Source organism: Microbacterium sp. Au-Mic1, assembly GCF_021341785.1.
GTDB lineage: Bacteria > Actinomycetota > Actinomycetes > Actinomycetales > Microbacteriaceae > Microbacterium.
Window position 1 is genome coordinate 68,597 of sequence record NZ_JAJTTF010000003.1, and the last position, 24,239, is coordinate 92,835.

Genomic DNA, 24,239 nt, shown 5'->3' on the forward strand with positions numbered 1-24,239 from the left:
CCATGGCACAGAAGACCGACCGCACGTCCGCCCCGCTGGAGATCGGGGCGCCGCTCATCGACATCGACCGGGTCACGAAGTCGTTCCCCTCGGCCGACGGCACCACGCTCAACGTCCTGTCCGAGATCTCGCTCACGCTGCGCAAGGGTGAGATCGTCGCCCTGCTCGGCAAGTCCGGATCCGGCAAGTCGACGCTGCTGCGCACGATGGCGGGGCTCATCGCGCCGACCACGGGGGAGGTGCGCTACCGCGGCGAGCGGCTCGAGGGCGCGAACCCCGGGGTCGGGATGGTGTTCCAGTCGTTCGCGCTCATGCCGTGGCTCACGGTGCAGGCCAACGTCGAGCTGGGGCTCGAGGCCCGCGGCGTGCCCGCGGCGGAGCGCCGGGAGCGCGCGCTCGCCGCGATCGACGTGATCGGCCTGGACGGATTCGAGTCCGCGTACCCGCGCGAGCTCTCCGGCGGCATGCGCCAGCGCGTGGGCTTCGCGCGCGCCCTCGTGTTGCGTCCGGACGCCCTGCTGATGGACGAGCCGTTCTCGGCGCTCGACGTGCTGACCGCGGAGAACCTCCGGGGCGAGATCATGTCGCTGTGGGCGCAGCCGGAGTTCCCGACCTCCGCCATCTGCATCGTGACGCACAACATCGAGGAGGCGGTGCTGCTCGCCGACCGGGTGCTCGTGCTGGGATCCAACCCCGGGCATGTGAAGGGCGAGGTGCCGATCCTGCTGCCCCGGCCCCGCGATCGCCGCAGCCCCACCTTCGAGTCGACGATCGATGCGCTCTACGCGATGCTCACCGACTCCGAGCGGGTGCCGACGTCGTCGGCGGTGCCCGCGCCGACCCCGCTCAGCCACCCGCTGCCGGACATCACAGTGGGCGGACTCGCGGGCCTCATCGAGATCGTGCACGCGCACAACGGGCAGACCGATCTGCCCGATCTCGCGGACGAGCTCTCCTTCGAGGTGGACGATCTGCTGCCGCTGGTGGACGCCGCCCAGCTGCTCGGGCTGCTCGAGGTCGAGGGCGCCCAGGCCTTCCTCAGCGACGGAGGGCGGGACTGGCTGACCGCGGACATCCAGACCAGCAAGGAGCTGTTCGCGGCGCGGGCGGTGCAGAGCGTCCCGCTCGTCCGGACGATCGTGAAGGCGCTCGAGAACAGTGACGACGGCGCGCTGCGCGACGACTTCTTCCTCGACCTGCTGCGGCGCGGCTACACGGCCGAGGACGCCCGCCGGCAGCTCGACATCGCGATCGACTGGGGTCGCTACGGGGAGCTGTACGACTACGACGCCGACACGGGAGAGCTCGTGCTCGGCGAGTTGGCCGCCGCGGCGGAAAGGCATCTGCAGGCGGAGGCCTGATTCCGATCCCTCCCGGCGCGGACGACCGCCTCAGCGCCGGAGCGAGAGGTCGCTGCAGCCGGTCACCGTGCGCGCGTAGCCGAGGATGAGCTCGCGCGCGCGCTCCGGGGCGGCCGAGCGGTTGCCGCTGATGATGTGCAGCTCGTACGCGTCCTCGAGCGCGACGAGGTTCTGCGCGAGATCGACGACGGGTCCGCTCAAGCGGAAGTGGCCCTGCGCGACGCCCAGCTGCAGGGTCGCGAAGTAGAGCGCGACCTGCCGCTCGTACAGCGCCTGCAGGAGCAGGCCCATGGTCGCGTTGCCGCGGCGGTACAGGTCGATGTCGTGCATCGCGATGACGAGAGCGTCGTGCTCGCTCTCCGGCACGCCGGCATCGATCATCAGGGCGAGCTGCTCCCTGGCGTCCTCGACGCCGGCGAGGGCGTTCAGGCGCGTCGTGTAGAACCGGTCGCACGCCCACGCGTACACGTCGTTGATCAGCTGGTCGAGATCGTTGAAGTGATAGTGCACCGTGCCCGTGGCGACGCCCGCCCGCGCGGCGACGTCCTGGATCCGGAGATTCGCGATCCCCCGATCGCGGATCGCGTCGAGCGTCGCGAGGATCAGCTGATCGCGACGGTCCGACGGCCTTTTTGCACCTGCCATGCGGACATCATCTCAGGATCCGACGGGGTCGCGGCGCAGAGGGCCGAAGTGGCCCCGGCGTCACCAAGGCTGACTCGCTGGTCAACTACTGCGGACTCATTACAACAAAACACTTGACGGGGGTGAGTCAAGCATATTTGATTGGCGAGTCAGATAGTCGACCCGCGAACGAAAGGCTCAACGATGAGCGATGCATTGCAAGGGGATCTCGGCGAAGCCGCCGAGGCCCGGGGAGCGAAGATGCCGGGGGTGGTGCCGGACGTGGCCAAGTACGAACAGCAGCTGTCCCGCGGGCTGACCTTCAAGGAGAACATCCTGATCACGCTCTCTGCGGTGACGCCCGCGTCGAGCGTGTTCATCATCGTGCCCGCGATCATCAACGGCATCGGCGGGGCGTCGGCGCTCGCGTTCCTGATCGGCGCCCTCGTCGGCGTCTTCGTCGCACTCTGCTACGCGGAGCTCTCCAGCGCGTTCCCCATCACCGGCGGCGAGTACGCGTTCGTCGCGCGCACGCTCGGCAAACCCTGGGGCTTCGGGCTCTTCCTGCTGAACCTGGTCAGCGGTGTGCTCATCATCGGCGTGATCGCGTCGGGAGCGGGCCAGTACCTCGGGGTGCTTTCGAACGCACTTGGCGGCGGGTGGGTCGGGATCGTCGTGATCCTGGTGACCACGGTGATCGCCTGCCTCGGGATCAGGACCAACGCGTGGGTCACCGGCATCTTCCTGATCCTGGAGATCGGCGCGCTGGTGGTGCTCACGGTGGTGGGGTTCCTGCACGTGAGCCAGCCGATCTCCACACTGTGGACGGTCGCCACGAGCGGTCCGGGCGGCGTGCTCGTGAGCGCCTCCGCCGGGCTCGTGGTCTCCTACACGGCGACCGCCCTGTTCGCGTTCAACGGCTACGGCGCCGCGGTCTACTACGCCGAGGAGACCAAGAACGCCCGCTCCACGATCGGCCGGGCGATCCTGTGGTCGCTGCTCATCGCCGTGGTCGCGGAGATCGTTCCCACGATCGCCGTGCTGCTGGGCTCGAAGGACCTCGCGGCGCTCGTCGCGTCGCCCTCGCCGATGACGCAGTTCCTCACCGAGCGCGCGGGGCCGGTCGTCAACACCCTGGTCAGCGTCGGCATCGCCGTGGCCGTCATCAACGCCGTGCTCGCGATCATCCTGCAGTTCGGGCGCACGCTGTTCTCCTCCGCCCGCGACCGCTCCTGGCCCGACGCGATCAACCGACCGCTGGGGCGGATCCATCCGACGCTGCGCACCCCGGTCATCGCGACGATCATCGTCGGCGTGATCGCGGCGCTCTGCCTGTGGCTGGTCCCGTTCAACGTCCTGCTCGTCGCGACCAGCGCCGGCATCGTGATCCTCTATGCGCTGGTCGGCCTCGCCGCCCTCGTGGGACGGATCAACCACACCACCGACGCCGCCGAGTACCGGATGCCCCTGTGGCCCGTCGCGCCGATCCTGATGACGCTCGCAACGCTGGTGATCCTCGTGATGAGCCTGATCGCCGACTGGGTTCCGGTCGCGGTCGCGGTCGGGATCTTCGCCATCGGCCTGCTCTACTACGCGCTCTACCTGCGCGGGAAGCCGGATCGGTGGACGCTGCCGCTGCCCGCGGACGAGGAGCTCGAGGACGAGGTGCGCGGATGAGCCGGGCACGTGCGCGCGACCTCGGCCTCATCCGCGGGGGGATCCCGGGCCCGCACAATGCGATCACCGACGTTCCCGGCGTCGAGGTCGGGTACAGCACGCTCATCGAGGACCGCGCGTCCGCGGTCGTCCGCACCGGCGTCACCGCGATCCTGCCGCGGGGGCGCGCCGGCGCGGCGGATCCCGTGGCGGCCGGCGTGCACTCCCTGAACGGCAACGGCGAGATGACCGGATCCGTGTGGATCGCGGAGTCCGGCAGCCTCGGCACCCCCGTGCTGATCACCAACACGCACTCGGTCGGCGCCGCGCACGAGGGCGCCATCCGATGGATGCTCGACGCCGTTCCCGGCGCGGCGGACCAGTGGCTGCTGCCCGTCGTCGCGGAGACCTGGGACGGTCGGCTGAACGACATCAACGGTCTGCACGTGCGCCCCGAGCACGCCGTGGGCGCTCTGGAGGCAGCGCGATCCGGGCCCGTCGACGAAGGCGCCGTCGGCGGCGGCACCGGCATGATCTGCTATGGATTCAAGGGCGGATCCGGGACGGCATCGCGCCGGGTCGTGCTCGGGGATGCCGAGTACGCGGTCGGAGTGTTCCTGCAGGCGAACTTCGGCGAGATGTCGGAGCTGACCGTGCGCGGGGAGCAGGTCGGGCCCGCGCTCAAGGCCGAGCTCTCCACGGGTTCCGCGACCCCCGCCGAGGCCCCCGTCGTGGCAGGTGCCGCCGCGCCGCCGCAGGGCGCCGGCAGTGTGATCGTGGTCGTGGCGACCGATGCGCCGCTGCTGCCCGGACAGTGCACCGCGATGGCGCGGAGGGTCTCGCTCGGCCTCGCACGCACGGGAACCGCGGGATCGCACTTCTCGGGCGACATCTTCCTCGCCTTCTCGACGGCCAACGCGGGCGCGCTCGCCAGCCGTTTCCCCGCGGAGGGCGAGGAGGTCGTGCTGGACGATCTGCGTGCCGTGCCCTGGGGGCGGATGGATCCGCTCTACACGGCGGTGGTCGAGGCGACGGAGGAGGCCGTGCTCAACGTGCTGGTCGCCGGAGAGGACATGGTCGGACACCGGCAGAACGTGCACGGCCTGCCGATCGAGCGGGTGCGGGAACTGCTTCAGGTCGGACAGCCGGGAGCAGGGACGACCCATATCGCGCTTGACCCTGACGCGACGTGAGGGTCGAGGCTGGTCTCATGAACGACTACTACGACGCCTTCGAGATCAGCCCTGTGCCCCCGCCCGGCCCGGATGCCGTGCCGCCCGCACACTACCGCGGCATCTACGGGATGCCGGCCTTCGTCACGATCCCGACCACGGATCTGGATGCCTCGGTCGCATTCTGGACTCGAGGGCTGGACTTCATCGAACTGTTCCGCACGCCGGGACGCGTGGTGCACCTGCGTCGCTGGGCCTTCCAGGACGTGCTGCTCGTGCGCGCCGACGTGGTGCAGGAGCAGGTGCCGGCGATGACCGTCAGCTTCTCCTGCGTGATGGACCAGATCGAGCCGATCGCGGCGGCCTGCCGCGCGCTGGATCCGGATCGGGTGCAGGGGCCGACCGACACGTTCTGGAACACCCGTGACATCGAGATGATCACCCCGGAGAACGTGCGGGTCGTGTTCACTGCGGCCAAACCCTATGTGCCCGAGAGTCAGGGGGCCCAGAACCTGGCGGCGATGGGCATCACCGGCCCCGCAGTCGCGGACGGCGGGCACAATGAGGGGGATGACTGAGTCGCGCCCCTTCCCCCGCGCGGGGGTTCTCGACCGCGCGGGCGTCCGCGACGACGGCCTGACCGTGGGCCGCGTCGCGGACGTCCTCGGGATCACGGTGCGCACCCTGCACCACTGGGACGAGATCGCGCTCGCCCGCCCGTCCCTCCGCTCGGATGCCGGGTACCGGCTGTACACGACGCGGGACATCGAGCGACTGCAGCGCATCGTGCTCTATCGCGAGCTCGGCCTCGGCCTCGCGGCGATCCGCACCCTTCTGGACGACCCGGCGGCGGCGGCGCCCGCGGAGCTGCGGCGGCAGCAGGAGCGGATCCGGGAGCGCATCGCCCGCCTTGAGCAGCTCGACGCGGGGCTCGGCCGGATGATCGCCGCACACGAACGCGGGGTGCTGCTGACGCCCGAACAGCAGGTCGCAGTGTTCGGACGGGACTGGGACCCGGCCTGGGCCGAGGGGGCGCGGGCGCGTTGGGGCACGACCGCGCAGTGGGCGCAGTACGCCGAGCGGTCGGCCGAGCGCGGAGCAGAGGAATGGCAGGCGGTGGCCGAGGCGATGACCGGCTTCGAGCAGGAGCTCGCCGCGGCGTTCGATGACGGCGTGGCGCCGGCGGACGCCGCTGCGGATCGGCTCGTCGAGCGTCACCGCGCCGTGTTCTCGGCGTACTTCCCGCTGACCCGGTCGATGCAGGTGTGCGTCGCCCGCACCTACGCGGAGGATCCGGGCTTCGCCGCGCATTACGACGGGATCCGGCCGGGAATGGCGGCTTGGTTCCGTGCGCTCGTCGACGCGAGCGCCCGCGCGCACGGTATGGACCCCGACACGGCGATCTGGGAGTAGCGGCCCGCCCGCCGTGGTCAGCGCCCGAGGATCGCCCTGGCCTGGCGCAGCACGGGCTCGTCGACCATGCGCCCCTCGAATCGGAACACCCCCGGTCGCCCTTCCGCCTCTGCGAGCACGCGCTCGGCCCAGTCCCGCTCGGCCGGAGCGGCGGCGTAGCCCTCCCGGATCACCGCGACCTGGCTCGGGTGGATGCAGGCGGTGGCGTCGAAGCCGCTCGCCGCGGCGTCGAGCACCTCGGCGCGCAGCCCCTCGACGTCGGCGATGTCGAGATGCACGGAGTCGATCGCGGCCCTCCCGAACGCCTTCGCCGCCAGCAGCACACGGGAGCGCGCGTGCCGGGCGACGTCGCGGTAGCGCCCCGCATGAGCGCCGGAGGTGAACCGGCTCGAGCGTCCCGCCATGCTCGCGACCAGATCCTCCGCGCCCCACATGAGACCGATCGTCGCGGGGTGCGCGGCGATCTCCTCGGCGTGCACGACACCGCGCGCGGTCTCGCACAGGGCCAGCACGTGATGACCCGCGGCGTGCAGGCCGTCGAGATCGGACGCGGACTCGGCCTTGGCGAGCATCACCGTGCGGTACCCGGTGCCGGCGAGTGCCGCGAGGTCGAGCTCGTGATCGGGGGTTCCTGACGGGTTCACCCGCACGATGGTGCGCTGCGGATCCAGGTCGGCGGCGGCGACGCGCTCGCGGGCGACGGGCTTGTCGGCCGGGGCCACGGCGTCTTCGAGGTCGAGGATCACCGAGTCGGCGGCGGCGAGAGCCTTGGCATACCGGTCGTCGCGATCCGCGGGACAGAACAACAGGGCGGGGCCGCGGAGTGCGCTCATCGTGCGACCTCCGCCGGAAGACACTGCATGAGGGTGGATCGGGTGGCGAGCGCGACCACGTCGCCGTCCTGGTTGCGCCCGGTGTGCGCGAACTGGACGATGCCCTGACCGGGACGCGACGACGACAACCGCTTCGACACGATCAGGGTCTCGGCGTAGAGGGTGTCGCCGATGCGCACCGGCGCGGGGAAGGACACCTCGGAGAAGCCGAGGTTCGCAACGATCGTGCCCATCGTGAGCTGCGCGACGGAGAGCCCCACGAGCGTGGACAGGGTGAACATGCTGTTCACCAGCCGCTCGCCGAACTCGGTCCCGGCGCTCCACGCCGCGTCCAGATGGAGGGCCTGGGTGTTCATGGTCAGCGTCGTGAAGAGCACGTTGTCGGCCTCGGTGACCGTGCGCCCCGGACGGTGCAGATAGACCGCACCCTCCTCGAACTCCTCGAAGTAGAGTCCTCGCTGCTCGATGCGCTTCCCGGTCACTGCGCGTCCTCCTCGACATCGGTCCCTGAGCCGGCAGCAGGGGCGTCCGGCGTGATCACGGCGAGAGTCTGCCCCCGGGCCACCGTGTCGCCCTGCGCGACGTGGACGGCGACCGTGCCCGCCACCCCGGCGCGCAGCACGTGCTCCATCTTCATCGCCTCGACCACGAGCACCGGATCGCCTTCTGCGACGTGCGCGCCATCGGCGGCGTGCACGAGCACGACCGTCCCGGGCATGGGGGAGTCCAGGTGCGGGCGGCTCTCCGCCGCCGTCGCACCGGCGTGCGAGACCCGCTCCACGGCGACCTCGAACACGGCCCCGCCATGAGCGACGGCCACCCGGTCGGATCCGATCTCGAGCGCCGCGACCGTGCGCGTCGTGCGGTCGATCGTGAGGGTGCGGCGCAGGGCTCCTTCGGCACGCGATGCGGCAGCGACCGGGCCGGATCCGTCGATTTCGACCGACAGGCCGGATCCGGATCCCGTCACGAGCACCTCGGAGCTGCGCTCGCCGCAGACCAGTCGGTAGCGCCGGGGGGCGGGGTCGCCCAGGCGCCAGCCATCGCGGCGGGTCCACGGACTCGACACGGTCGCGGCCCCGGCATCCCGAGCCGCATCGAGCAGCAGCGCCGCCTCCGCGAACACGCGCGCATCCGCCTCGGCGAACGCGAGGTCATCGAAGCGGCGCGCGATGAGGTCGGTGTCGAGCTCGCCCGCGACCACCTCCGGCAGCTCGAGCAGCGCCCGCACGAACTCCACGTTCGTCGGGAAGCCGAACACCGCGGTCTCGTCGAGCGCACGCACCAGGCGTCGGCGGGCCTCGTCGCGATCCGTGCCGTGCGCGATGATCTTCGCGAGCATCGGGTCGTAGTCGATCGAGACGTCCAGACCGTCGGCGATCGCGGTGTCGACCCTGATGCCGTCACCCTCGGGGTGGACCACGCGCAGCACGCGACCGCCGGTGGGGAGGAACCCGGCGGTGGGGTCTTCGGCGTACACGCGAGCTTCGATGCTGTGCCCGCGCAGCACGACGTCGTCCTGCCCGAAGCCGAGCGGAGTGCCGGCCGCGATGAGCAGCTGCTGCTCCACGAGATCGAGTCCGGTGACCTGCTCGGTCACGGGGTGCTCGACCTGCAGGCGCGTGTTCATCTCCATGAAGAAGAACTCGTCCGGCCTGGTCGCCTCGACGATGAACTCCACGGTTCCGGCGCCGCGGTAGTCGACGCTCCGGGCGGTCTCGCAGGCGGCCGCGCCGATCGCCGCGCGGGTCGCCGCATCGAGCAGAGGTGACGGAGCCTCCTCGATCACCTTCTGGTGCCGGCGCTGCAGCGAGCACTCGCGCTCGCCGAGGTGCACGACGTTCCCGTGCGCGTCGGCGAGGATCTGCACCTCGATGTGCCGCGGCGTGGTGAGGTAGCGCTCCAGGAACAGGGCATCGTCGCCGAAGCTCGCGGCGGCCTCGCGTCGCGCCGCGGAGATCGCCTCGGCCAGGTGCGCCTCGTCCGCGACCACGTGCATGCCCTTGCCGCCGCCGCCCGCCGAGGGCTTGATGAGCAGCGGGTACCCGACCCCTGCCGCTGCGGCGATGAGATCGGCATCGGTGAGGCCGGGGCGCGCGATCCCCGGCACGGTGGGCACGTCGCGCTCGGCGACGGCGAGCTTGGCCGTGATCTTGTCGCCCATGGTGCGGATCGCGTCCGCGGTGGGGCCGATGAACACGATGCCGGCGTCGGCGCAGGCCTGCGCGAACGCGGCGTTCTCGGCGAGGAAGCCGTAGCCGGGGTGGATCGCCTGGGCGCCGGTCGCCCGAGCCGCGTCCAGCACGGCTTCGATGCTCAGGTAGCTCTGCGCCGCGGGAGCGGGGCCGATCCGCACGGCGACGTCGGCGAGCGCGACATGGCGGGAGCCTGCGTCGGCGTCGCTGTAGACGGCGATCGAGCGGATCCCGAGTCGGCGCAGCGTCGCGATGATGCGGCAGGCGATCTCGCCGCGATTGGCGATGAGGACGGTGTCGAACAGGTCGACGGGCTCAGTGCGGTGCATCTCACTCACATCCGGAAGACGCCGAACCGGCGCTGATCTGTCGCTGCACTGGTGGCGGGCGCGTCGGTCGAGGGTGCTCGCATCACGACGTCGAGCGCGAGGCCCAGCACGTCGCGGGTCTGACCGGGCTCGATGATCCCGTCGTCCCACAGGCGAGCGGTGGAGTAGTAGGGGCTGCCCTGCTCGTCGTATGCGGCGCGGATCGGCGCCTGGAACTCGGCCTCCTCCTCGGCCGACCAGGATCCGCCGGCCGCCTCGATCTGATCGCGGCGCACCGTCGACAGCACCGACGCGGCCTGCGGTCCGCCCATGACCGAGACCCTGGCTCCCGGCCAGAGCCAGAGGAAGCGCGGCGAGTAGGCCCGTCCGCACATCGAGTACGTGCCGGCGCCGAAGGATCCGCCCACGACGACCGTGAGCTTGGGCACCGTCGCGGTGGCGACGGCGTTCACCATCTTCGCGCCGTGCTTCGCGATGCCGCCCGCCTCGTACTCCCGGCCCACCATGAAGCCGGTGATGTTCTGCAGGAACAGCAGCGGCGTGCGCCGCTGCTCGCAGAGCTGGATGAAATGGGCGCCCTTGAGCGCCGACTCCCCGAACAGCACGCCGTTGTTCGCGATGATCCCGACCCTGTGCCCGTGGATGCGGGCGAACGCGGTGACCAGGGTCGTGCCGTACTCGGGCTTGAACTCGGTGAACGCCCCGCCGTCGACGACGCCGCGGATGATCTCGCGCGCGTCGTAGGGCACCGTCAACTCGACCGGGACGACGTCGAGCAGGTCGACGGCCGGAGGATCCGCGATCGCGGCGATCGGATCCGCCAGCGCCGGGGAGGGCGGCAGTGTCGCCACGATGTCCCGGACGATCTGCAGCGCGTGCTCGTCGTTCTCGGCGAGGTGGTCGGCGACGCCCGAGATCCGGGTGTGCACCTCGCCTCCGCCGAGGTCCTCCGCGGTGACGACCTCGCCGGTCGCGGCCTTCACGAGCGGGGGCCCGCCGAGGAAGATCGTGCCCTGGTTCCGCACGATCACGGTCTCATCGCTCATCGCCGGGACGTAGGCGCCGCCGGCCGTGCTCGATCCCATCACCGCCGCGATCTGCGGGATGCCGTCGCGCGACATCCTGGCCTGGTTGTAGAAGATGCGGCCGAAGTGATCGCGGTCGGGGAACACCTCGTCCTGCATCGGCAGGAACGCGCCGCCGGAGTCGACGAGGTAGATGCAGGGCAGCCGGTTCTCGGCCGCGATCTCCTGCGCGCGCAGGTGCTTCTTGACCGTGATCGGGTAGTAGGTGCCGCCCTTGACCGTGGCGTCGTTCGCGACGACCATGACGTGCCGACCGTGGATGAGCCCGATCCCCGCGACCACGCCGCCCGAGGGGGCGTCGCCGCCGTACAGGCCGTAGCCGGCGAGCGGTGCGACCTCGAGGAACGGGCTGCCGACGTCGAGCAGGTGGTCGACCCGATCCCTGGCGAGGAGCTTGCCGCGCTCGGTGTGCCGGATCCGCGCCTTCTCCGGCCCGCCCAGCGCTGCCTCGGCGCGGCGGACGCGGAGTTCGTCGACGAGCTCCCGATAGGTCGGCGCGCTGACGCTTGGCGCGATTGATTCGGACACAGCACCCTCCGTTGGGCGACTTCGCAGTGGTCGTGGACTCGTGATTCAGATTAGCGAGCGTTAACTGAAATGTCCACGACCGGTCACGGACGGGTGTGCGCTCTCAGACGCCGTACTCCTCGCGGATCCGCTCGCGCAGCTGCACGCTGCACGCTGCGACGGTCTCGTCCCAGACGGTGGTCGCGCCGTCCTGCGCGGTGTCGGAGATCGCGCGCAGCACCCGGATCGGCACGGCGAACTGGTCGGCGACCCAGACGTAGGCGTAGGTCTCCATGTCGACGAGCACCCCGCCGAGGCCGCGGATCCGCTCGACGACTGCGACGTCGTCGACGAAGCTGTCGCCGGTCGCGATGACGAGGCCTTCGCGACCGGTCGCCACGCGCGGCGGCAGCGAGACATGCTGCCCGATCACGCCGTCCAGGTCCTGCACGTCGTGCTGGATCGCGGCGGTGATCTCGTAGACGCCGCCGGGGAGGGCGGGATCCACGCCGCCCGCCGTGCCGACGACGACGATCTCCTCGTAGGCGGTGGCATCCAGTGCGCGGGTGAGGCCGTAGGCGGCCTTGAGCTTGCCGGGGCCGGTCACGAGCCGGTCGAAGCCCGGAAGCTCCTCGGGGAAGGCCTGCAGTTCGGACGCGAGGGCGGCGACGAGGAGTCTCATGCCTCCATCCTCGCAGGCGCCGCCGGGGCCGCGTCGGCGTTCACGCGCGCGAAACGTGGCCGTTGGATACTGGTTCCACGACCGAAGGAGAAGCATGAGCCTGCAGCAGGAGATCGCCGTCGATCTCGGGGTGCGCCCCGACATCGACCCCGCCGCCGAGATCGACCGCCGGATCGGCTTCCTCGTCGACTACCTCCGGCACACCGGCGCCAAGGGATACGTGCTGGGGATCTCGGGCGGACAGGACTCGACGCTCGCCGGGCGCCTCGCGCAGCTCGCCGTCGAGAAGGTGCGCGCCGAGGGGGGAGAGGCGACCTTCATCGCCGTGCGCCTGCCCTACCGGGTGCAGCACGACGCCGACGATGCGACCGCCGCGATGGCGTTCATCTCCGCCGACGAGGGCGTCGAGGTCAACATCGAGCACGGGGTCGACGGCCTCGAGAACGACTTGGAGGCGGCGGGCCTGGAGGACGTCGCCGACTTCCACCGCGGCAACATCAAGGCGCGCCTGCGGATGGTCACCCAGTACGCGATCGCCGGACAGCGCGGCATGCTCGTGATCGGCACGGATCACGCGGCAGAGGCGGTGACCGGCTTCTTCACGAAGTTCGGCGACGGGGCGGCCGACCTCACGCCGCTCGCCGGGCTCACCAAGCGGCAGGGGAGGGCGCTGCTGCTGGCGCTCGGGGCTCCGGATCGCCTGGCCTACAAGGTGCCGACGGCCGACCTGCTCGACGGCACACCGGGCCGGGCCGACGAGGATGAGCTCGGCCTCACGTACGAGCAGATCGACGACTTCCTCGAGGGGCGGCAGGTCGAGGCGGGTGCGGCGGAGCGCATCGAGGCGCGCTACCTCGCGACCTCGCACAAGCGCCGACAGCCGGTCACGCCCGACGACACCTGGTGGCGCTGAGCGCGTCCCCCTCCGGCTTCCCCCCCCGCTCCCTGCTGGGCGTTTCCCTCCCCTGCCCGGCTTTCCCTCCCCTGGTGGGCGTTGCTGCGGGGAGGGAAAGACGGCGGGAGGAGGGAAACGTCGGAGATCGGTGGTGTCCCCGCCCCCGTCTAGGGTCGAAGCGACGGCCCGATCGGTCGCCCCCCGACGACAGGAGCCCTCGTGCGCGTGATCACTGCTTCCGCATCCGATCAGAACGTCGGATCCGACCGGAAGCGCGTGATCTGGAGCGCCACGGATCTGAAGCTCGCGGCGGAGTGCGAGTTCGCCTGGGTCCGCGCGGTCGATGCCAAGCTCGGGCGGGTCGAACCGGTCGAGGATCCCGAGGACGCCACGCTCGCCCGCGCTGCGGCGATGGGCGATGCGCATGAGCTCGTGGTGCTGGACGACTACATCGCGGAGCGGGGGCGTTCCGTCGACGGCGGACCGGGCGTGATCGAGCTACCCAAGGTCTCCTCGACCGATGCCGAGGCTCTCGCCGGCGTTGTCGAGGACACGCTGCGCGCGCTGCGGTCGGATGCGACGGTGATCTACCAGGCCGCGTTCTCCACCCCCGAGTTCGTCGGGTTCGCCGACTTCCTGCTCCGCGATCCCGACGGGCGTTGGCGTGTGCAGGACTCGAAGCTCGCCCGCACCGCGCGGGTCACCGCGCTCATGCAGCTGGCGGCATACGTCGATCAGCTCGACAGGGCAGGCATCCCCCGTTCCGACGAGGTGGATCTGATCCTCGGCGATCGCAGCATCTCGACGCATGCGGTGAGCGATCTGCTGCCGCTGTTCCATGTGCGCAGGGCCCGTCTGCGCGCGCTCATCGCCGACCGTCGCATCGACGAGGGCGCGGCGGGTGCTCCGCTCGCCTGGGGCGACGACCGCGGCGGCCTGCAGATCGTCGCGTGCGGGCGCTGCGCCACGTGCGAGCTCGAGGTGGTGGCGCACCGCGACCTGCTGCTCGTCGCGCGCATGCGCCCGGTGCAGCGCGCCCGGCTCCGTGCGGCGGGGATCAGGACCATCGACGACCTCGCCGTGACAGAGGATGCGCCGGAGGGCATGAACGTCGAGACGTTCGAGGCGCTTCGCGCCCAGGCCCGGCTGCAGCTCGCCGCGATGGCGGCGGAGGCGGCCGCAGAGGACGCCGCGCAGGGGCACGGTGACGCCGCCGCGCATCCGGTGCCGCCGTTCGAGGTGGTCTCCGCGGCAGCGATCGGGCTGATGCCGCGGCCCAGCCGTGGCGATCTGTTCTTCGACTTCGAGGGGGATCCGCTCTACACCGAGCCGGGCGAGGGTCAGCCCTGGGGGCTCGACTACCTGTTCGGCTGGGTCGACGACGCCGAGCAGTACACCGCACTCTGGGCGCACGACTTCGCGGCCGAGAAGCGGGCGCTGCTCGACTTCCTCGATTTCGTCGCCGCGCGGCGAGCGGCGCACCCCGACATGCACATCTACCACTACGCCCCCTACGAGACCTCGCACCTGCAGAACATGGCGGAGCGCTACGGCGTGGGCGAGGCCACGGTCGACCGGCTGCTGCGGGAAGGGGTGTTCGTCGACCTGTACCCGCTGGTGCTGCGGACCGTGCGGATCGGGTCGCGGTCGTACTCGATCAAGAAGCTCGAGCCGCTCTACATGGGTGCCGAGGTGCGCACGAGCGACGTGCAGAAGGGCGACGACTCGATCGTCCAGTACGTGCAGGCTCGAGGGCTCGCCGCGTCGGGTCGCACGGCCGAGGCGGACGGGATCCTGGCCGACCTCGCGGACTACAACCGCTACGACTGCGTCTCGACCCGGCGGCTGCGCAACTGGCTCGTGGGCCTCGCCCGCGAGGCGGGGGTGCTGCCGGCGCCGCCGGACGAGCCCGAGACGCGCGCTTACGAGCCCGCGCCGCTCTCGCTCGCGCTGCAGGCCGAGGGGCAGCGCGTGCAGGATGAGGCGCGGAGCGCGGGTGCGACCGGGCCCGCGCTCGAGCAGGCCGGCCAGTCCCACCGGGTCGCCGCCGCGGCGATCGACTACTTCCCGCGCGAGGCGAAGAGCTTCTGGATCTCGCATTTCCAGCGTCTGCGCGAGCCGGTGACCCTGTGGGAGTCCACGCGCGACGTGCTGCGGGTGGATCCCGACCGTTCGGCGGTCGTGCAGGACTGGGGCACGGACGAGGGCGCCCGCGCCGTCACGCGTCTGATCGACCTGCACGGAGAGGTCGCTCCCGGCAGCACCCTGAACGCGGGCGGAAGTCCGTTCGCCCTGTACGAGGCCCCTGCGCCGTTCTTCGGGGAGTTCCCCGCACGCGTGATCCACGTGCCGCACGAGGTGGAGGTCGTCGAGGTGCTCGACGACGGCTACCGGATCCGCGAGCGCTCGATCGGCGGGCAGACCTGGGACGAGCTGCCGCTCGCCCTCACCCCGGCCTCCCCGCCCCGCGTGAACTCCCTGCAGGGCGCGATCGAGGAGTGGGCCGGATCCGTGCTGTCGGCGGCCCCGGCGTTCCCGCAGGATGCGGCGACCGACGTGCTGCGCCGCCTGGTGCCGCGGACCGTGTCGGGTGCGCCGCTGCCTGTTCTGGAGACGGGGCCGGACGGGCGCTCGGACCGGAGCTCCGACGCCGCTGACGGCGCCACGTCGCCGGACTCCGATCTTCCGGAGGCCGCCGACGGCATCGTGCGGGGTGTGCTCGACCTCGACCGCAGCTACCTCGCGGTGCAGGGCCCCCCGGGCACGGGCAAGACCTACACGGCATCGCATGTGATCGCCCGGCTCGTGAACGAGCACGGGTACCGCATCGGCGTGGTCGCGCAGTCGCACGCGATCGTGGAGAACCTGCTCGAGCGGGTGGTCGCGGCGGGTGTTCCGGCCGCGCAGGTGGCGAAGGCGCCGAAGGATCCGCACGGATCGGAACCCGTCTTCACCGCGATCCGCAAGGACGGCATGGCCGCGTATCTCGCCGAGCAGAGCGCGGCGGGCCTCGGCTGCGTGGTGGGAGGCACGGCCTGGGACTTCTCGAGCACCAGACGAGTCCAGCGCGGCGAGCTCGATCTGCTCGTGATCGACGAGGCGGGGCAGTTCTCGCTCGCCTCCACGATCGCGGTGGCGGTGTCGGCGCAGCGGCTGCTGCTGCTCGGCGATCCTCAACAGCTGCCTCAGGTGAGTCAGGGCACGCACCCCGAACCCGTCGACACGTCGGCGCTCGGCTGGGTCATGCACGACAAGGCGGTCATCGACCCGGCGCACGGAGCGTTCCTCGCCCGTTCCTGGCGGATGCATCCGGAGGTCGCGGCCCCGGTCTCGCGGCTCGCCTACGCGGGCGCGCTGGCGTCGGCGCCCGGTACCGAGCGGCGAATGATCGACGGCATCGACCCGGGGCTTCACGTGCAGCCGATCCGTCATCGCGGCAACGCCACGCAGTCGCCGGAGGAAGCCGCGGAGGTCGTCCGCATCGTGGGCGCGCTGGTCGGGCGGGACTACACCGACGGCATGGCGGGGGCGCCACCGCGCCCGCTCGCGCAGGCCGACATCATCGTCGTCGCGCCGTACAACGCGCAGAAGCAGCTGATCCTCGATACGCTCGCCGACGCCGGCTTCGGCGACGTCGCGGTGGGCACGGTCGACAACTTCCAGGGCAGGGAGGCGGTGGTCTCCATCACGTCGCTGGCCGCATCGAGCGGGCGCGACGCCCCGCGCGGGCCGGAGTTCCTCCTGCTGCAGAATCGGCTGAACGTGGCGATCTCACGCGCCAAGGTCGCCGCGTACCTCGTGCACTCGCCGGCTCTGCTGGACGACCTGCCGTGGACGCCCGAGGGCGTCGCTCGGCTGAGCGCGTTCGCGCACCTCGTCGGGGCGGATCGGGACGGCGCCGACGACGGCGCCGACGACGAGTTCGGGACGTCCCGTGTTGACGGTGTGAGTCGGCCTCAGACGGTGCCGTAGAGGCGGTCGCCGGCGTCGCCGAGGCCGGGCACGATGTACCCCTTCTCGTTCAGGCGCTCGTCGAGAGCGCCGAGCACGAGCGTGACGTTGCGGTCGCCCACCAGGCTCTCGATCGCCGCCACGCCCTCGGGCGTGCCGAGCAGGCAGATCGCCGTGACGTCGTCCGCGCCGCGATCGAACAGGAACTGGATCGCGGCGGCGAGTGATCCGCCGGTCGCGAGCATCGGGTCGATCGCGAAGCACTGGCGGCCGCTGAGGTCGTCGGGCAGGCGCTCGGCATAAGTGGTCGGCTCGAAGGTCTCCTCGTCGCGGACCATGCCGAGGAAGCCGACCTCGGCCGTGGGCAGCAGCTTGACCAGGCCCTCGAGCATGCCGAGACCGGCGCGCAGGATCGGGACGACGATCGGCCGCGGCTCCGAGATCTTCACGCCCATGGTCGTGGTGACCGGAGTGGTGATCTCGATGGGACTCACCCGCACGTTGCGCGTCGCCTCGTAGGCGAGCAGCGTCACGAGCTCCTCGGTGAGCTGGCGGAACACCGGCGACGGGGTGCGCGCATCGCGCAGCACCGACAGCTTGTGGGTGATGAGGGGGTGGTCGGCGACGTGCACACGCATAGGTACAGGCTACTTCGCCCGGGCCGCCGTGCGTTGCGCGGATTCTCGGTGGAGCGGGGAGCGCTCGATCGGGTCGGGCTTCTCCGGCGCACGGCGATTGCGCGCCTGTGGCGCGCGCGTGCGCGTCACAGGGTGGTGCCGGCGAGGAAGTGCCAGCCCAGCCACCACCAGACGACGATCACCGCGATGCGCACGGAGCGGTCATCGAGCAGCCGGTCGAACAGTGCGGTGGTGGTCGCCTCCGCATCCGCGCGCCGGATCCGCCACGTCGCCAGCACGAGCAGAGCGGCGCACAGCCCGAAAGCGGCGACGCTGAGGAGCGTCACCGCCGTGCTCCCGCCCGCAGCAGGAAGACGCCGCCCGCCAGCCAGACCGCCGCGAACAGGATCCTGCCCGGCGCGCCGTCGAGCAGCGGATCCATCAGATCGCTGAGCGCAGACGAAGGCGCATCGGGGTGGATCCGGCTGAGGATGAACTGCACGAGCTCCCACAGGCAGCCGGCGACCACCAACCCGCTCCACACCCAGGCCAGCCGGCGCAGGTCGGGCGTCCAAGGCTGCGGTCCTGCGGGTGCGCCGGGCCAGGCCAGCGCAACGGCGGCGATCCCGATCGCGGTCACGGCGGCCACCATGCCGCTGCCGTGGCGGGGGAGCAGGCCCACGACGAGTCCTGCGAGCGCGGCCCCTCCCACGATCATCCGCAGCGGCGCGGGGCGCGTGCGTGTGGGCGGTGCCCACCGGGCTGCAACGACGAGCAGGGCCGCGCCGAAGAACACGATCGCGTCGAACCACTGGGCGCGCACGATCTGGACCGCGCCGATCAGCACCAGCACCGTGATCCAGCACAGGACGGGCCAGGGCAGCGCGCGAGACCGGCGGCCCCCGGCCCCCGTGTCTGCATCCGTCTGAGCGCCCATGACACCCCTCCTCCGCATGCTACTCACGCGACGCCGGGGAGGGGCGGGTTCCGGGGTCGGCCAACCGCGACGCGACGCGGCCCTGCGGCTAGGCTCGACCGTCGGGAGGACCGGTGAGCGTAGCAGGATCCATGACGGACGATACGGCGATGGGCCGCGCCCTCGCGCTCGCCGCCGAGGCCGCCGTCGCAGGCGAGATCCCCGTGGGCGCCGTCGTGCTCGACCCGAGGGGACGGCCGATCGCCGAGGGGCGTAACAACCGCGAGGAGACGACGGATCCGACCGGTCATGCCGAGATCGTCGCGCTGCGCGCGGCCGCTGCGGCGCACGGATCCTGGAACCTCACCGGCTGCACGCTCGTCGTCACGATGGAGCCGTGCGTGATGTGCGCCGGCGCCATCCTGCAGTCCCGGCTCGCTCGCGTGGTGTTCGGTGCCTGGGATGAGAAGGCGGGGGCCGCCGGCTCGCTCTACGACGTGCTGCGCGATCGCCGGCTGCCGTATCGGGCCGAGGTCGTCGGCGGGCTCCGCGAGGCCGAGGCCGTGACGCAGCTGCGCGCGTTCTTCGCCGAACGGCGCTGACTCCGGCCGCAGCTGTCCCCGGGGTGCTGACGGCCGCGGTCAGGCCTTCGGACGTCGCGATGCCAGCCGGGCCAGGCGCTGCACGGCGAACAGATACGCCTGCGCGCGGGGATCGAAGTACCCGCGGCGCCGTTCGCCGTGCTCGTCGACCTCGGTCTGGGACGCGTGACCTTCGGTGGCCTCGCCCTGCTCATCCGTCCCCGGGATGGAGCCGCCGTCCGAGGAGTAGACGATCGCGCCCTCGATGTCGCGGGGGTCGACCGGGTGCGCGCCGAGCCGTCCGAGGGGCGCGGTGGCGTCGCTCGAGGACTCCGTGGCGTAGAACGAGAAGGAGCGCTTCGAGATGGCCTCCGCCACCGCGTCGGCGGCCATGCGCGTCATCCCCGCCGAGGCGATGGAGAACGCCATGGAGACGGGGCCCGCGCCGTCCATGAGCACGAGCTCGCCGAAGAGGGTGGACGAGTACGAGTACGCGAGCATCGCGATGCGCGCCCGGGGATGGCGGTGCCGGATCCGCACCAGGTCGCCGGCCAGCCGCGCCGCGCCGACTGTCGCGTGCTTGGTCGCGAGCGCCGACAGATGGGTGCCGGAGTCGTACCCGAACCAGGCGATCGTGGCGATGCGGACGGATCCGCCCCGCAGCGCACTGGCGCGGATGACGTCGGCGCACAGCCGCTGGGCGATGCCCGCCCAGCCCGGGAAGGCGGCGAGATCCGTGTCGATCCCGTGCAGGACGACCACGATCAGCTCGGCCGCGTCGAAATCGCCGAACGCCACCGCGGCGCGGGGTTCCTCGCCCTCGAAGAACAGCGAGATCAGCTGCGCCTGCGGATCCGCGCGCAGCACGTCCTGCACGTGCTGCAGCTTGCTGCGCGCGTCTGCGGACACCGTGGGATCGGCGAGCGCCTCGGCGAGCGGATCGACCACAACGGATCCGCCTGGTCAGTCGGCCGAACGCAGCACGAACGCGTCGGTGGACGGGGACGGATCCAGGGCGGGCCGGTAGATGTCGGGCTCGAGATAGATCACCCGTGCCGCCGGCACGGACTCGCGGATGCGGACCTCGATCGCGTCGATGTCGTCGGCGGCCGCGCGCACGGTCTTGTCCGAGGTGAGGGCGATCTTCGCCGCGACGAGCAGTTCGTCGGGGCCGAGGTACAGGGTCTTGATGTGGATGAGCTTCTCGACCTCGCCACCCGCCAGGATCGCGTCGACGATCCGGTCGTAGTCGGCCTCGTTCGCGCCTTCGCCGACCAGCAGGCTCTTCGTCTCGATGCCGAGCGCGATCGCGATGAGCACGAGCAGCAGTCCGATCATCAGCGTGCCGAGCGCATCGAAGACCGGATTGTGGGTGATCAGCGTGAGACCGACGCCGAGGAGCGCGAAGAGCAGGCCCACGAGTGCCCCGGTGTCCTCCAGCAGCACGACCGGAAGCTCAGGCGCCTTGGCGCGGCGGATGAACGACACCCACGACTGCCCCTTCGGGCGCACGTGGTTGCTCTCGCGGATGGCGGTGCGCAGCGAGAACGACTCCAGCACGATCGAGACGACCAGCACGGCGATCGGCACCCACCACCAGGTCTTGTCGAGCTCATGCGGTTCGACGAGCTTCTGCACGCCCTCGTAGATCGCGAACAGACCTCCGACCGAGAACAGGATGATCGACACGACGAACGCGTAGACGTAGCGCTCGCGCCCGTAGCCGAAGGGGTGCTCCCGGTCGGCGCGACGGCGCGCCTTGCGTCCGCCGAGCATGAGCAGCAGCTGGTTGCCGGAGTCGGCCACCGAGTGGATCGCCTCCGCGAGCATCGACGCGGACCCCGTGAGGAGCCAGGCCACGAGCTTCGCGACGGCGATGCCCATGTTCGCGAGGAACGCCGCCAGGATCGCCTTGCCGCCACCGGATGCACTCATGTCACGAGTCTATGCGGGGCGGCGGGGCGCATGACGGGCCCGGCCGTCGACGACACCGCGGTCGGACGTCGGCCCTGCCGCCGCACGGATAGGGCTCGTAGGATGGCCGCATGGTCGATGCTCTGCCCTCTGTCGCGTTCCTCGGTGCCGGCTCGATGGGAGGTGCGATCCTGCGCGGCCTCGTCGCGAGCGGAATCCCCGTCGACGGCGGCATCACCGCCACCAACCGCACGGCGGCGCGCGCCGCCGAGCTGGAGGGGCTGCCGGGTGTGCGCTCGATCGCGCTCGAGCAGCAGCCGGACGGCAACGACCTGGCGGCCGGTGCTCGGATCGTCGTCGTCGGCGTGAAGCCCGCCATGGTGCCCGACCTGCTCGACGAGATCGCGCCGCACCTCCGCGAGGACGCGATCGTGGTGAGTATCGCAGCCGGAGTCACCCTGGCGACCTTCGCGGCGCACCTGCCGGACGGCACGAGCGTGCTGCGCTCGATGCCGAACACCCCCGCCACCGTGGGCCGCGCGGTGACCGGTCTCGCAGCGGCCGCCGGCGTCAGCGACGAGGAGCGCGCGCTCGTGCGTCGGCTGTTCGAGACGGTCGGATCCGTGATCGAGGTCGCGGAGGGGCAGATCGACCCGCTGTCCACGATCTCCGGATCCGGTCCCGCCTACGTCTTCCTGCTCATCGAGGAGTTCACCAAGGCCGCGATCGGCAAGGGCTTCGCAGAGCCCGAGGCCCGGCTCATGGCCGAGCAGACCTTCATCGGAGCGACCGCGCTGCTGGAGGCCTCGGGCGAGGACCCCGCCGAGCTGCGCCGCCGCGTGACGAGCCCCAAGGGGACCACCGAGCGCGCCGTCGCGGTGCTGCAGGACGCGGACCTCGACGGCCTGTTCGCCCGGGCCACCGACGCCGCCCTCGCCCGGGCGCGCGAACTCGCAGCCGGAGCCTGACCACCCGGAGCCCGACCACCCGGAGCCCGCCCCCGGAGCTCGAGTATCCGCGGCCGGATCCTCGAGCTCCGGGGCGGTCCGGGTCACGCCTCGCTCGCGACCTCCGCGAGCACCTCGGGCCAGCGCCGATCCAGGATCCGCCCGCCCAGCACCGTCCCGCCCCACGCGGCGAGCCCGCCGAGCACGAGTCCGCACGCCAGGCTCAGCCATCCGAGCCACGGCGTCCAGATGGCCGCGATCGCGAGGCCGAAGGCGGGCCCCCCGATGAGCAGGCTCAGCGGCGCGATGATGATCATGGCGATCATCGACTGAACCCCGCCGGAGGATCCTCGTCCGAACGGATTCGCCTCCGGGGCCGGCGCGCGGCCGGGGAGGAACGCGCCCACCCAGGATCCGAGCCCGGCCGATGTCGCGCTCAGGCCCAGAGCCGCACCGAGGCTGGCCGGGATGAGGTCGACCCGCCCCGCGAGCACACTGGCGGCGACGCACAGCACGACCGTGACGGGAACCGCGATGATGCCGAACCCGAGCAGGCGACCCGCACGGTCGGCCCGGCCCGGCACGCCGGTGTGGATGTGCAGCGCAATGGCGTCGTTGTCGTACGCGATACCCATCTGCAGGATCGTCCCGATCAGCAGCGCGTTGATCGCCGGGATGAGGATCGCGGCGGGGCCCAGGGCGAACGAGCCGCCGCCACGCCCGTTCATCAGGGTCAGCCCGATCAGCAGGGCCGGCAGCAGCAGCATCATCACGGTGTTGATCACCTGGCGCGGGTCACGCTTGGCGTAGCGCAGGGTGCGGGCCGCGATCGCTCCGACGGCCGTGGCCGGAAGCGCACGATCGAGCAGTCCGCCGGAGCGCACGCGTCCGCCTCCGCGGCTCTGGATCGGCGCGACCAGGCGTGCGGCGAGCAGTCCGCGTGCGGCGAACCACAGCACGGCGACCGTCGCGATCGCCACCAGCAGCCGCAGGCCGGCGCCGAGCAGATCCTCTCGGGCCAGCGATGCGGACACGCCGAACACGGCGCCGAGCGGCGTCCATCCGGCCGCATCGGCGATCGCAGGCAGCACCGCGGTCGGATCCGCGACGCGTGCGAAGGCACGCACCAGCACGTTGATCAGCAGCCCCGAGCACGCGACGAGGAGCACGCCGATCGTGATCACGAGATCCCGCGTCCGGCGTCCGGCGAGCCACCCGGCGAGGACGCCGCTGACCACGCGGGCTCCCAGCACGCAGGTCGCGAGTGCGAGTGGGATCAGGAGCACGGCGGCCACCAGCGCGAGCGGACTCACCGACCATCCGACCAGCATGAGCAGCAGCGCCGCGGTCGTGCCGATCCCGCCGATGGTGGTGGCGCCCGCGATCACGAGCCCCGGCAGCAGCGATCGGGCGGTGACCGGCAGCAGGGCGAAGCGCTCCGGGGCGAGCGAGTCGTCGACGCTCACGACGATCGATCCGATCCACCACACCAGCACGATGCCGGTGCCGACCAGCACGAGGGTGCGCACGGCGGCGTCGGGCGCGGCCACGCGCAGCGCGACGAGGCCCGCCGCGAGGGCGGTGAGCAGGCCGAGCGCGATCATCCCGGAGATGATGACCGAGACGATCATCCACGGGTTGCGGCCGAGCTGGTGGCCGAGCTGGCGCCAGCGCAGGCCTACGAGGAGCGCAACCATGCGAGTGTCTCCGATCCGAGCTCGTGCGCGCCGACCAGGGTGAGGAAGCGCTGTTGCAGGGTCTCGCCCGCCCGCACCTCGTCGAGGGTGCCGTTCGCGAGAAGACGCCCCTCGGCGACGATCGCGACCCGGTCGCAGAGGGACTCGACGAGCTCCATGACGTGGCTGGAGAGCACGACCGTGCCCCCGCCGGCGACGAACGCGCGCAGGATCTGCCGGATCGTCTCGCCGGAGACGGGGTCGACGGCCTCGAGCGGCTCGTCCAGGATGAGCAGGCGCGGCGCGTGGATGAGCGCGCACGCGAGCCCGATCTTCTTGCGCATTCCGGCGGAGTAGTCCACGACCAGCGTGCTGCCGGCGTCGGCCAGGCCCAGCGCGTCCAGCAGCTCGCCGGTCCGGCCGACGACCTCGGCCTCGGTCATTCCGCGCAGCAGACCCGTGTAGCGCAGCAGCTCGGCGCCGGTGAGACGATCGAGCATCCGCACGCCGTCGGGGAGCACGCCCATGCGGCCCTTCGCCGCAGCCGGATCCTGCCAGACGTCCGCGCCGAGCACCCGGGCGGTGCCGGCATCGGGGCGCAGCAGCCCCGTGGTCATCGCGAGGGTCGTCGTCTTGCCGGCGCCGTTGGGCCCGAGCAGTCCGAGCATGGATCCGGCGGGGACGTCGAGCCAGAGGTCGTCGACGGCGACCTTCTGCCCGAACTGCTTGCGAAGGCCCTGCAGCGAGAGCACCGGCGGCGCGGCGGCGAAGGGCGCTGTGAAGTCGGTCATGCCTCCATCCGACCATGCCGCGGCGCGGCCGGCATCCGTCGCGCGGGGGATATCCCCGCCGAACATCCCGCCTCCACTGCCGACGACCGCGAGA

22 protein-coding genes are annotated in these 24,239 nt (G+C 71.5%); 9 read left to right on the forward strand and 13 right to left on the reverse strand.

What is annotated here, in order from left to right; all coding sequences use genetic code 11:
* Positions 1–2: 2 nt before the first annotated feature.
* Complete coding sequence (locus LXM50_RS04885; protein ID WP_233310156.1) at positions 3–1,361, forward strand: nitrate/sulfonate/bicarbonate ABC transporter ATP-binding protein; 1,359 nt, start codon at positions 3–5, stop codon at positions 1,359–1,361.
* A gap of 30 nt (positions 1,362–1,391) precedes the next feature.
* On the opposite strand, the gene LXM50_RS04890 is transcribed toward LXM50_RS04885, so the two are convergent.
* A complete protein-coding gene (locus tag LXM50_RS04890) occupies positions 1,392–2,006 on the reverse strand; it encodes a TetR/AcrR family transcriptional regulator (RefSeq protein ID WP_233310157.1) in 615 nt (204 codons plus the stop codon).
* Positions 2,007–2,189: 183 nt separating this feature from the next.
* Here LXM50_RS04890 and LXM50_RS04895 point away from each other — a divergent pair, with 183 nt between their 5' ends.
* From LXM50_RS04895 to LXM50_RS04910, 4 genes are read left to right on the forward strand one after another with little or no spacing between them, the layout of a single operon-like run.
* Positions 2,190–3,662 (forward strand): APC family permease, encoded by a 1,473-nt coding sequence (locus LXM50_RS04895; protein ID WP_233310158.1) that lies wholly within the window; start codon positions 2,190–2,192, stop codon positions 3,660–3,662.
* The gene (locus LXM50_RS04900) at positions 3,659–4,834 is read left to right on the forward strand and encodes a P1 family peptidase (protein ID WP_233310159.1); all 1,176 of its coding nucleotides are present in this window, start codon (positions 3,659–3,661) and stop codon (positions 4,832–4,834) included. The genes LXM50_RS04895 and LXM50_RS04900 overlap by 4 nt, the downstream gene beginning before the upstream one ends.
* Positions 4,835–4,851: 17 nt before the next feature.
* Positions 4,852–5,391 (forward strand): VOC family protein, encoded by a 540-nt coding sequence (locus LXM50_RS04905; protein ID WP_233310160.1) that lies wholly within the window; start codon positions 4,852–4,854, stop codon positions 5,389–5,391.
* On the forward strand, positions 5,384–6,226 hold the full coding sequence (locus LXM50_RS04910) for a MerR family transcriptional regulator (RefSeq protein ID WP_233310161.1): 843 nt from the start codon (positions 5,384–5,386) through the stop codon (positions 6,224–6,226). The genes LXM50_RS04905 and LXM50_RS04910 overlap by 8 nt, the downstream gene beginning before the upstream one ends.
* 17 nt (positions 6,227–6,243) lie before the next feature.
* On the opposite strand, the gene LXM50_RS04915 is transcribed toward LXM50_RS04910, so the two are convergent.
* From LXM50_RS04915 to LXM50_RS04935, 5 genes are all read right to left on the reverse strand, one after another.
* Complete coding sequence (locus LXM50_RS04915) at positions 6,244–7,059, reverse strand: CoA ester lyase (RefSeq protein ID WP_233310162.1); 816 nt, start codon at positions 7,057–7,059, stop codon at positions 6,244–6,246.
* Positions 7,056–7,541 carry a MaoC family dehydratase gene (locus LXM50_RS04920; RefSeq protein WP_233310163.1) on the reverse strand — a complete coding sequence of 162 codons (486 nt, stop codon included), beginning with the start codon at positions 7,539–7,541 and terminating at the stop codon, positions 7,056–7,058. The genes LXM50_RS04915 and LXM50_RS04920 overlap by 4 nt, the downstream gene beginning before the upstream one ends.
* A complete protein-coding gene (locus LXM50_RS04925) occupies positions 7,538–9,583 on the reverse strand; it encodes a biotin carboxylase N-terminal domain-containing protein (RefSeq protein ID WP_233310164.1) in 2,046 nt (681 codons plus the stop codon). Before LXM50_RS04925 ends, LXM50_RS04920 begins: the two co-directional genes overlap by 4 nt.
* Before the next feature lie 5 nt (positions 9,584–9,588).
* Positions 9,589–11,196 (reverse strand): carboxyl transferase domain-containing protein, encoded by a 1,608-nt coding sequence (locus LXM50_RS04930; RefSeq protein WP_233310167.1) that lies wholly within the window; start codon positions 11,194–11,196, stop codon positions 9,589–9,591.
* Between the two features lie 103 nt (positions 11,197–11,299).
* Entirely contained in the window at positions 11,300–11,857 is a 558-nt protein-coding gene (locus LXM50_RS04935) for a nucleoside phosphorylase (RefSeq protein WP_233310168.1), read from the reverse strand.
* Between the two features lie 94 nt (positions 11,858–11,951).
* Here LXM50_RS04935 and nadE point away from each other — a divergent pair, with 94 nt between their 5' ends.
* Both nadE and LXM50_RS04945 read left to right on the forward strand, forming a co-directional pair.
* Positions 11,952–12,770, forward strand: coding sequence for an ammonia-dependent NAD(+) synthetase (gene nadE / locus LXM50_RS04940; RefSeq protein WP_233310169.1), 819 nt, complete (start codon positions 11,952–11,954; stop codon positions 12,768–12,770).
* A gap of 201 nt (positions 12,771–12,971) precedes the next feature.
* Positions 12,972–16,724: a bifunctional RecB family nuclease/DEAD/DEAH box helicase gene (locus LXM50_RS04945; RefSeq protein ID WP_233310170.1), complete on the forward strand. Its 3,753-nt coding sequence runs from the start codon at positions 12,972–12,974 to the stop codon at positions 16,722–16,724.
* Here the strand turns inward: LXM50_RS04945 and upp are convergent.
* The 3 genes from upp to LXM50_RS04960 all read right to left on the reverse strand — a co-directional run bounded on the left by upp (position 16,709) and on the right by LXM50_RS04960 (position 18,257).
* The gene (gene upp, locus LXM50_RS04950; protein WP_233310171.1) at positions 16,709–17,341 is read right to left on the reverse strand and encodes a uracil phosphoribosyltransferase; all 633 of its coding nucleotides are present in this window, start codon (positions 17,339–17,341) and stop codon (positions 16,709–16,711) included. The genes LXM50_RS04945 and upp overlap by 16 nt on opposite strands.
* Before the next feature lie 125 nt (positions 17,342–17,466).
* Positions 17,467–17,667 (reverse strand): DUF6186 family protein, encoded by a 201-nt coding sequence (locus LXM50_RS04955; RefSeq protein ID WP_233310172.1) that lies wholly within the window; start codon positions 17,665–17,667, stop codon positions 17,467–17,469.
* Positions 17,664–18,257 (reverse strand): hypothetical protein, encoded by a 594-nt coding sequence (locus LXM50_RS04960; RefSeq protein WP_233310173.1) that lies wholly within the window; start codon positions 18,255–18,257, stop codon positions 17,664–17,666. Before LXM50_RS04960 ends, LXM50_RS04955 begins: the two co-directional genes overlap by 4 nt.
* Positions 18,258–18,388: 131 nt before the next feature.
* Here LXM50_RS04960 and LXM50_RS04965 point away from each other — a divergent pair, with 131 nt between their 5' ends.
* Positions 18,389–18,838 (forward strand): nucleoside deaminase, encoded by a 450-nt coding sequence (locus LXM50_RS04965; protein WP_233310174.1) that lies wholly within the window; start codon positions 18,389–18,391, stop codon positions 18,836–18,838.
* Positions 18,839–18,877: 39 nt separating this feature from the next.
* Here LXM50_RS04965 and LXM50_RS04970 read toward each other — a convergent pair whose 3' ends face one another.
* Together LXM50_RS04970 and LXM50_RS04975 are read right to left on the reverse strand one after the other, a co-directional pair.
* Complete coding sequence (locus LXM50_RS04970; protein ID WP_233310175.1) at positions 18,878–19,765, reverse strand: alpha/beta hydrolase; 888 nt, start codon at positions 19,763–19,765, stop codon at positions 18,878–18,880.
* Between the two features lie 15 nt (positions 19,766–19,780).
* A complete protein-coding gene (locus LXM50_RS04975; protein WP_233310176.1) occupies positions 19,781–20,752 on the reverse strand; it encodes a cation diffusion facilitator family transporter in 972 nt (323 codons plus the stop codon).
* A gap of 110 nt (positions 20,753–20,862) precedes the next feature.
* On the opposite strand from LXM50_RS04975, the gene proC reads away from it, so the two are divergent.
* Positions 20,863–21,699, forward strand: a complete 837-nt coding sequence (gene proC / locus LXM50_RS04980) for a pyrroline-5-carboxylate reductase (protein WP_233310178.1) — start codon at positions 20,863–20,865, stop codon at positions 21,697–21,699.
* Positions 21,700–21,782: 83 nt separating this feature from the next.
* On the opposite strand, the gene LXM50_RS04985 is transcribed toward proC, so the two are convergent.
* Together LXM50_RS04985 and LXM50_RS04990 are read right to left on the reverse strand one after the other, a co-directional pair.
* The gene (locus tag LXM50_RS04985) at positions 21,783–23,375 is read right to left on the reverse strand and encodes a hypothetical protein (RefSeq protein WP_233310179.1); all 1,593 of its coding nucleotides are present in this window, start codon (positions 23,373–23,375) and stop codon (positions 21,783–21,785) included.
* Positions 23,357–24,145 (reverse strand): ABC transporter ATP-binding protein, encoded by a 789-nt coding sequence (locus LXM50_RS04990; RefSeq protein WP_233310180.1) that lies wholly within the window; start codon positions 24,143–24,145, stop codon positions 23,357–23,359. Before LXM50_RS04990 ends, LXM50_RS04985 begins: the two co-directional genes overlap by 19 nt.
* Positions 24,146–24,239: the final 94 nt, after the last annotated feature.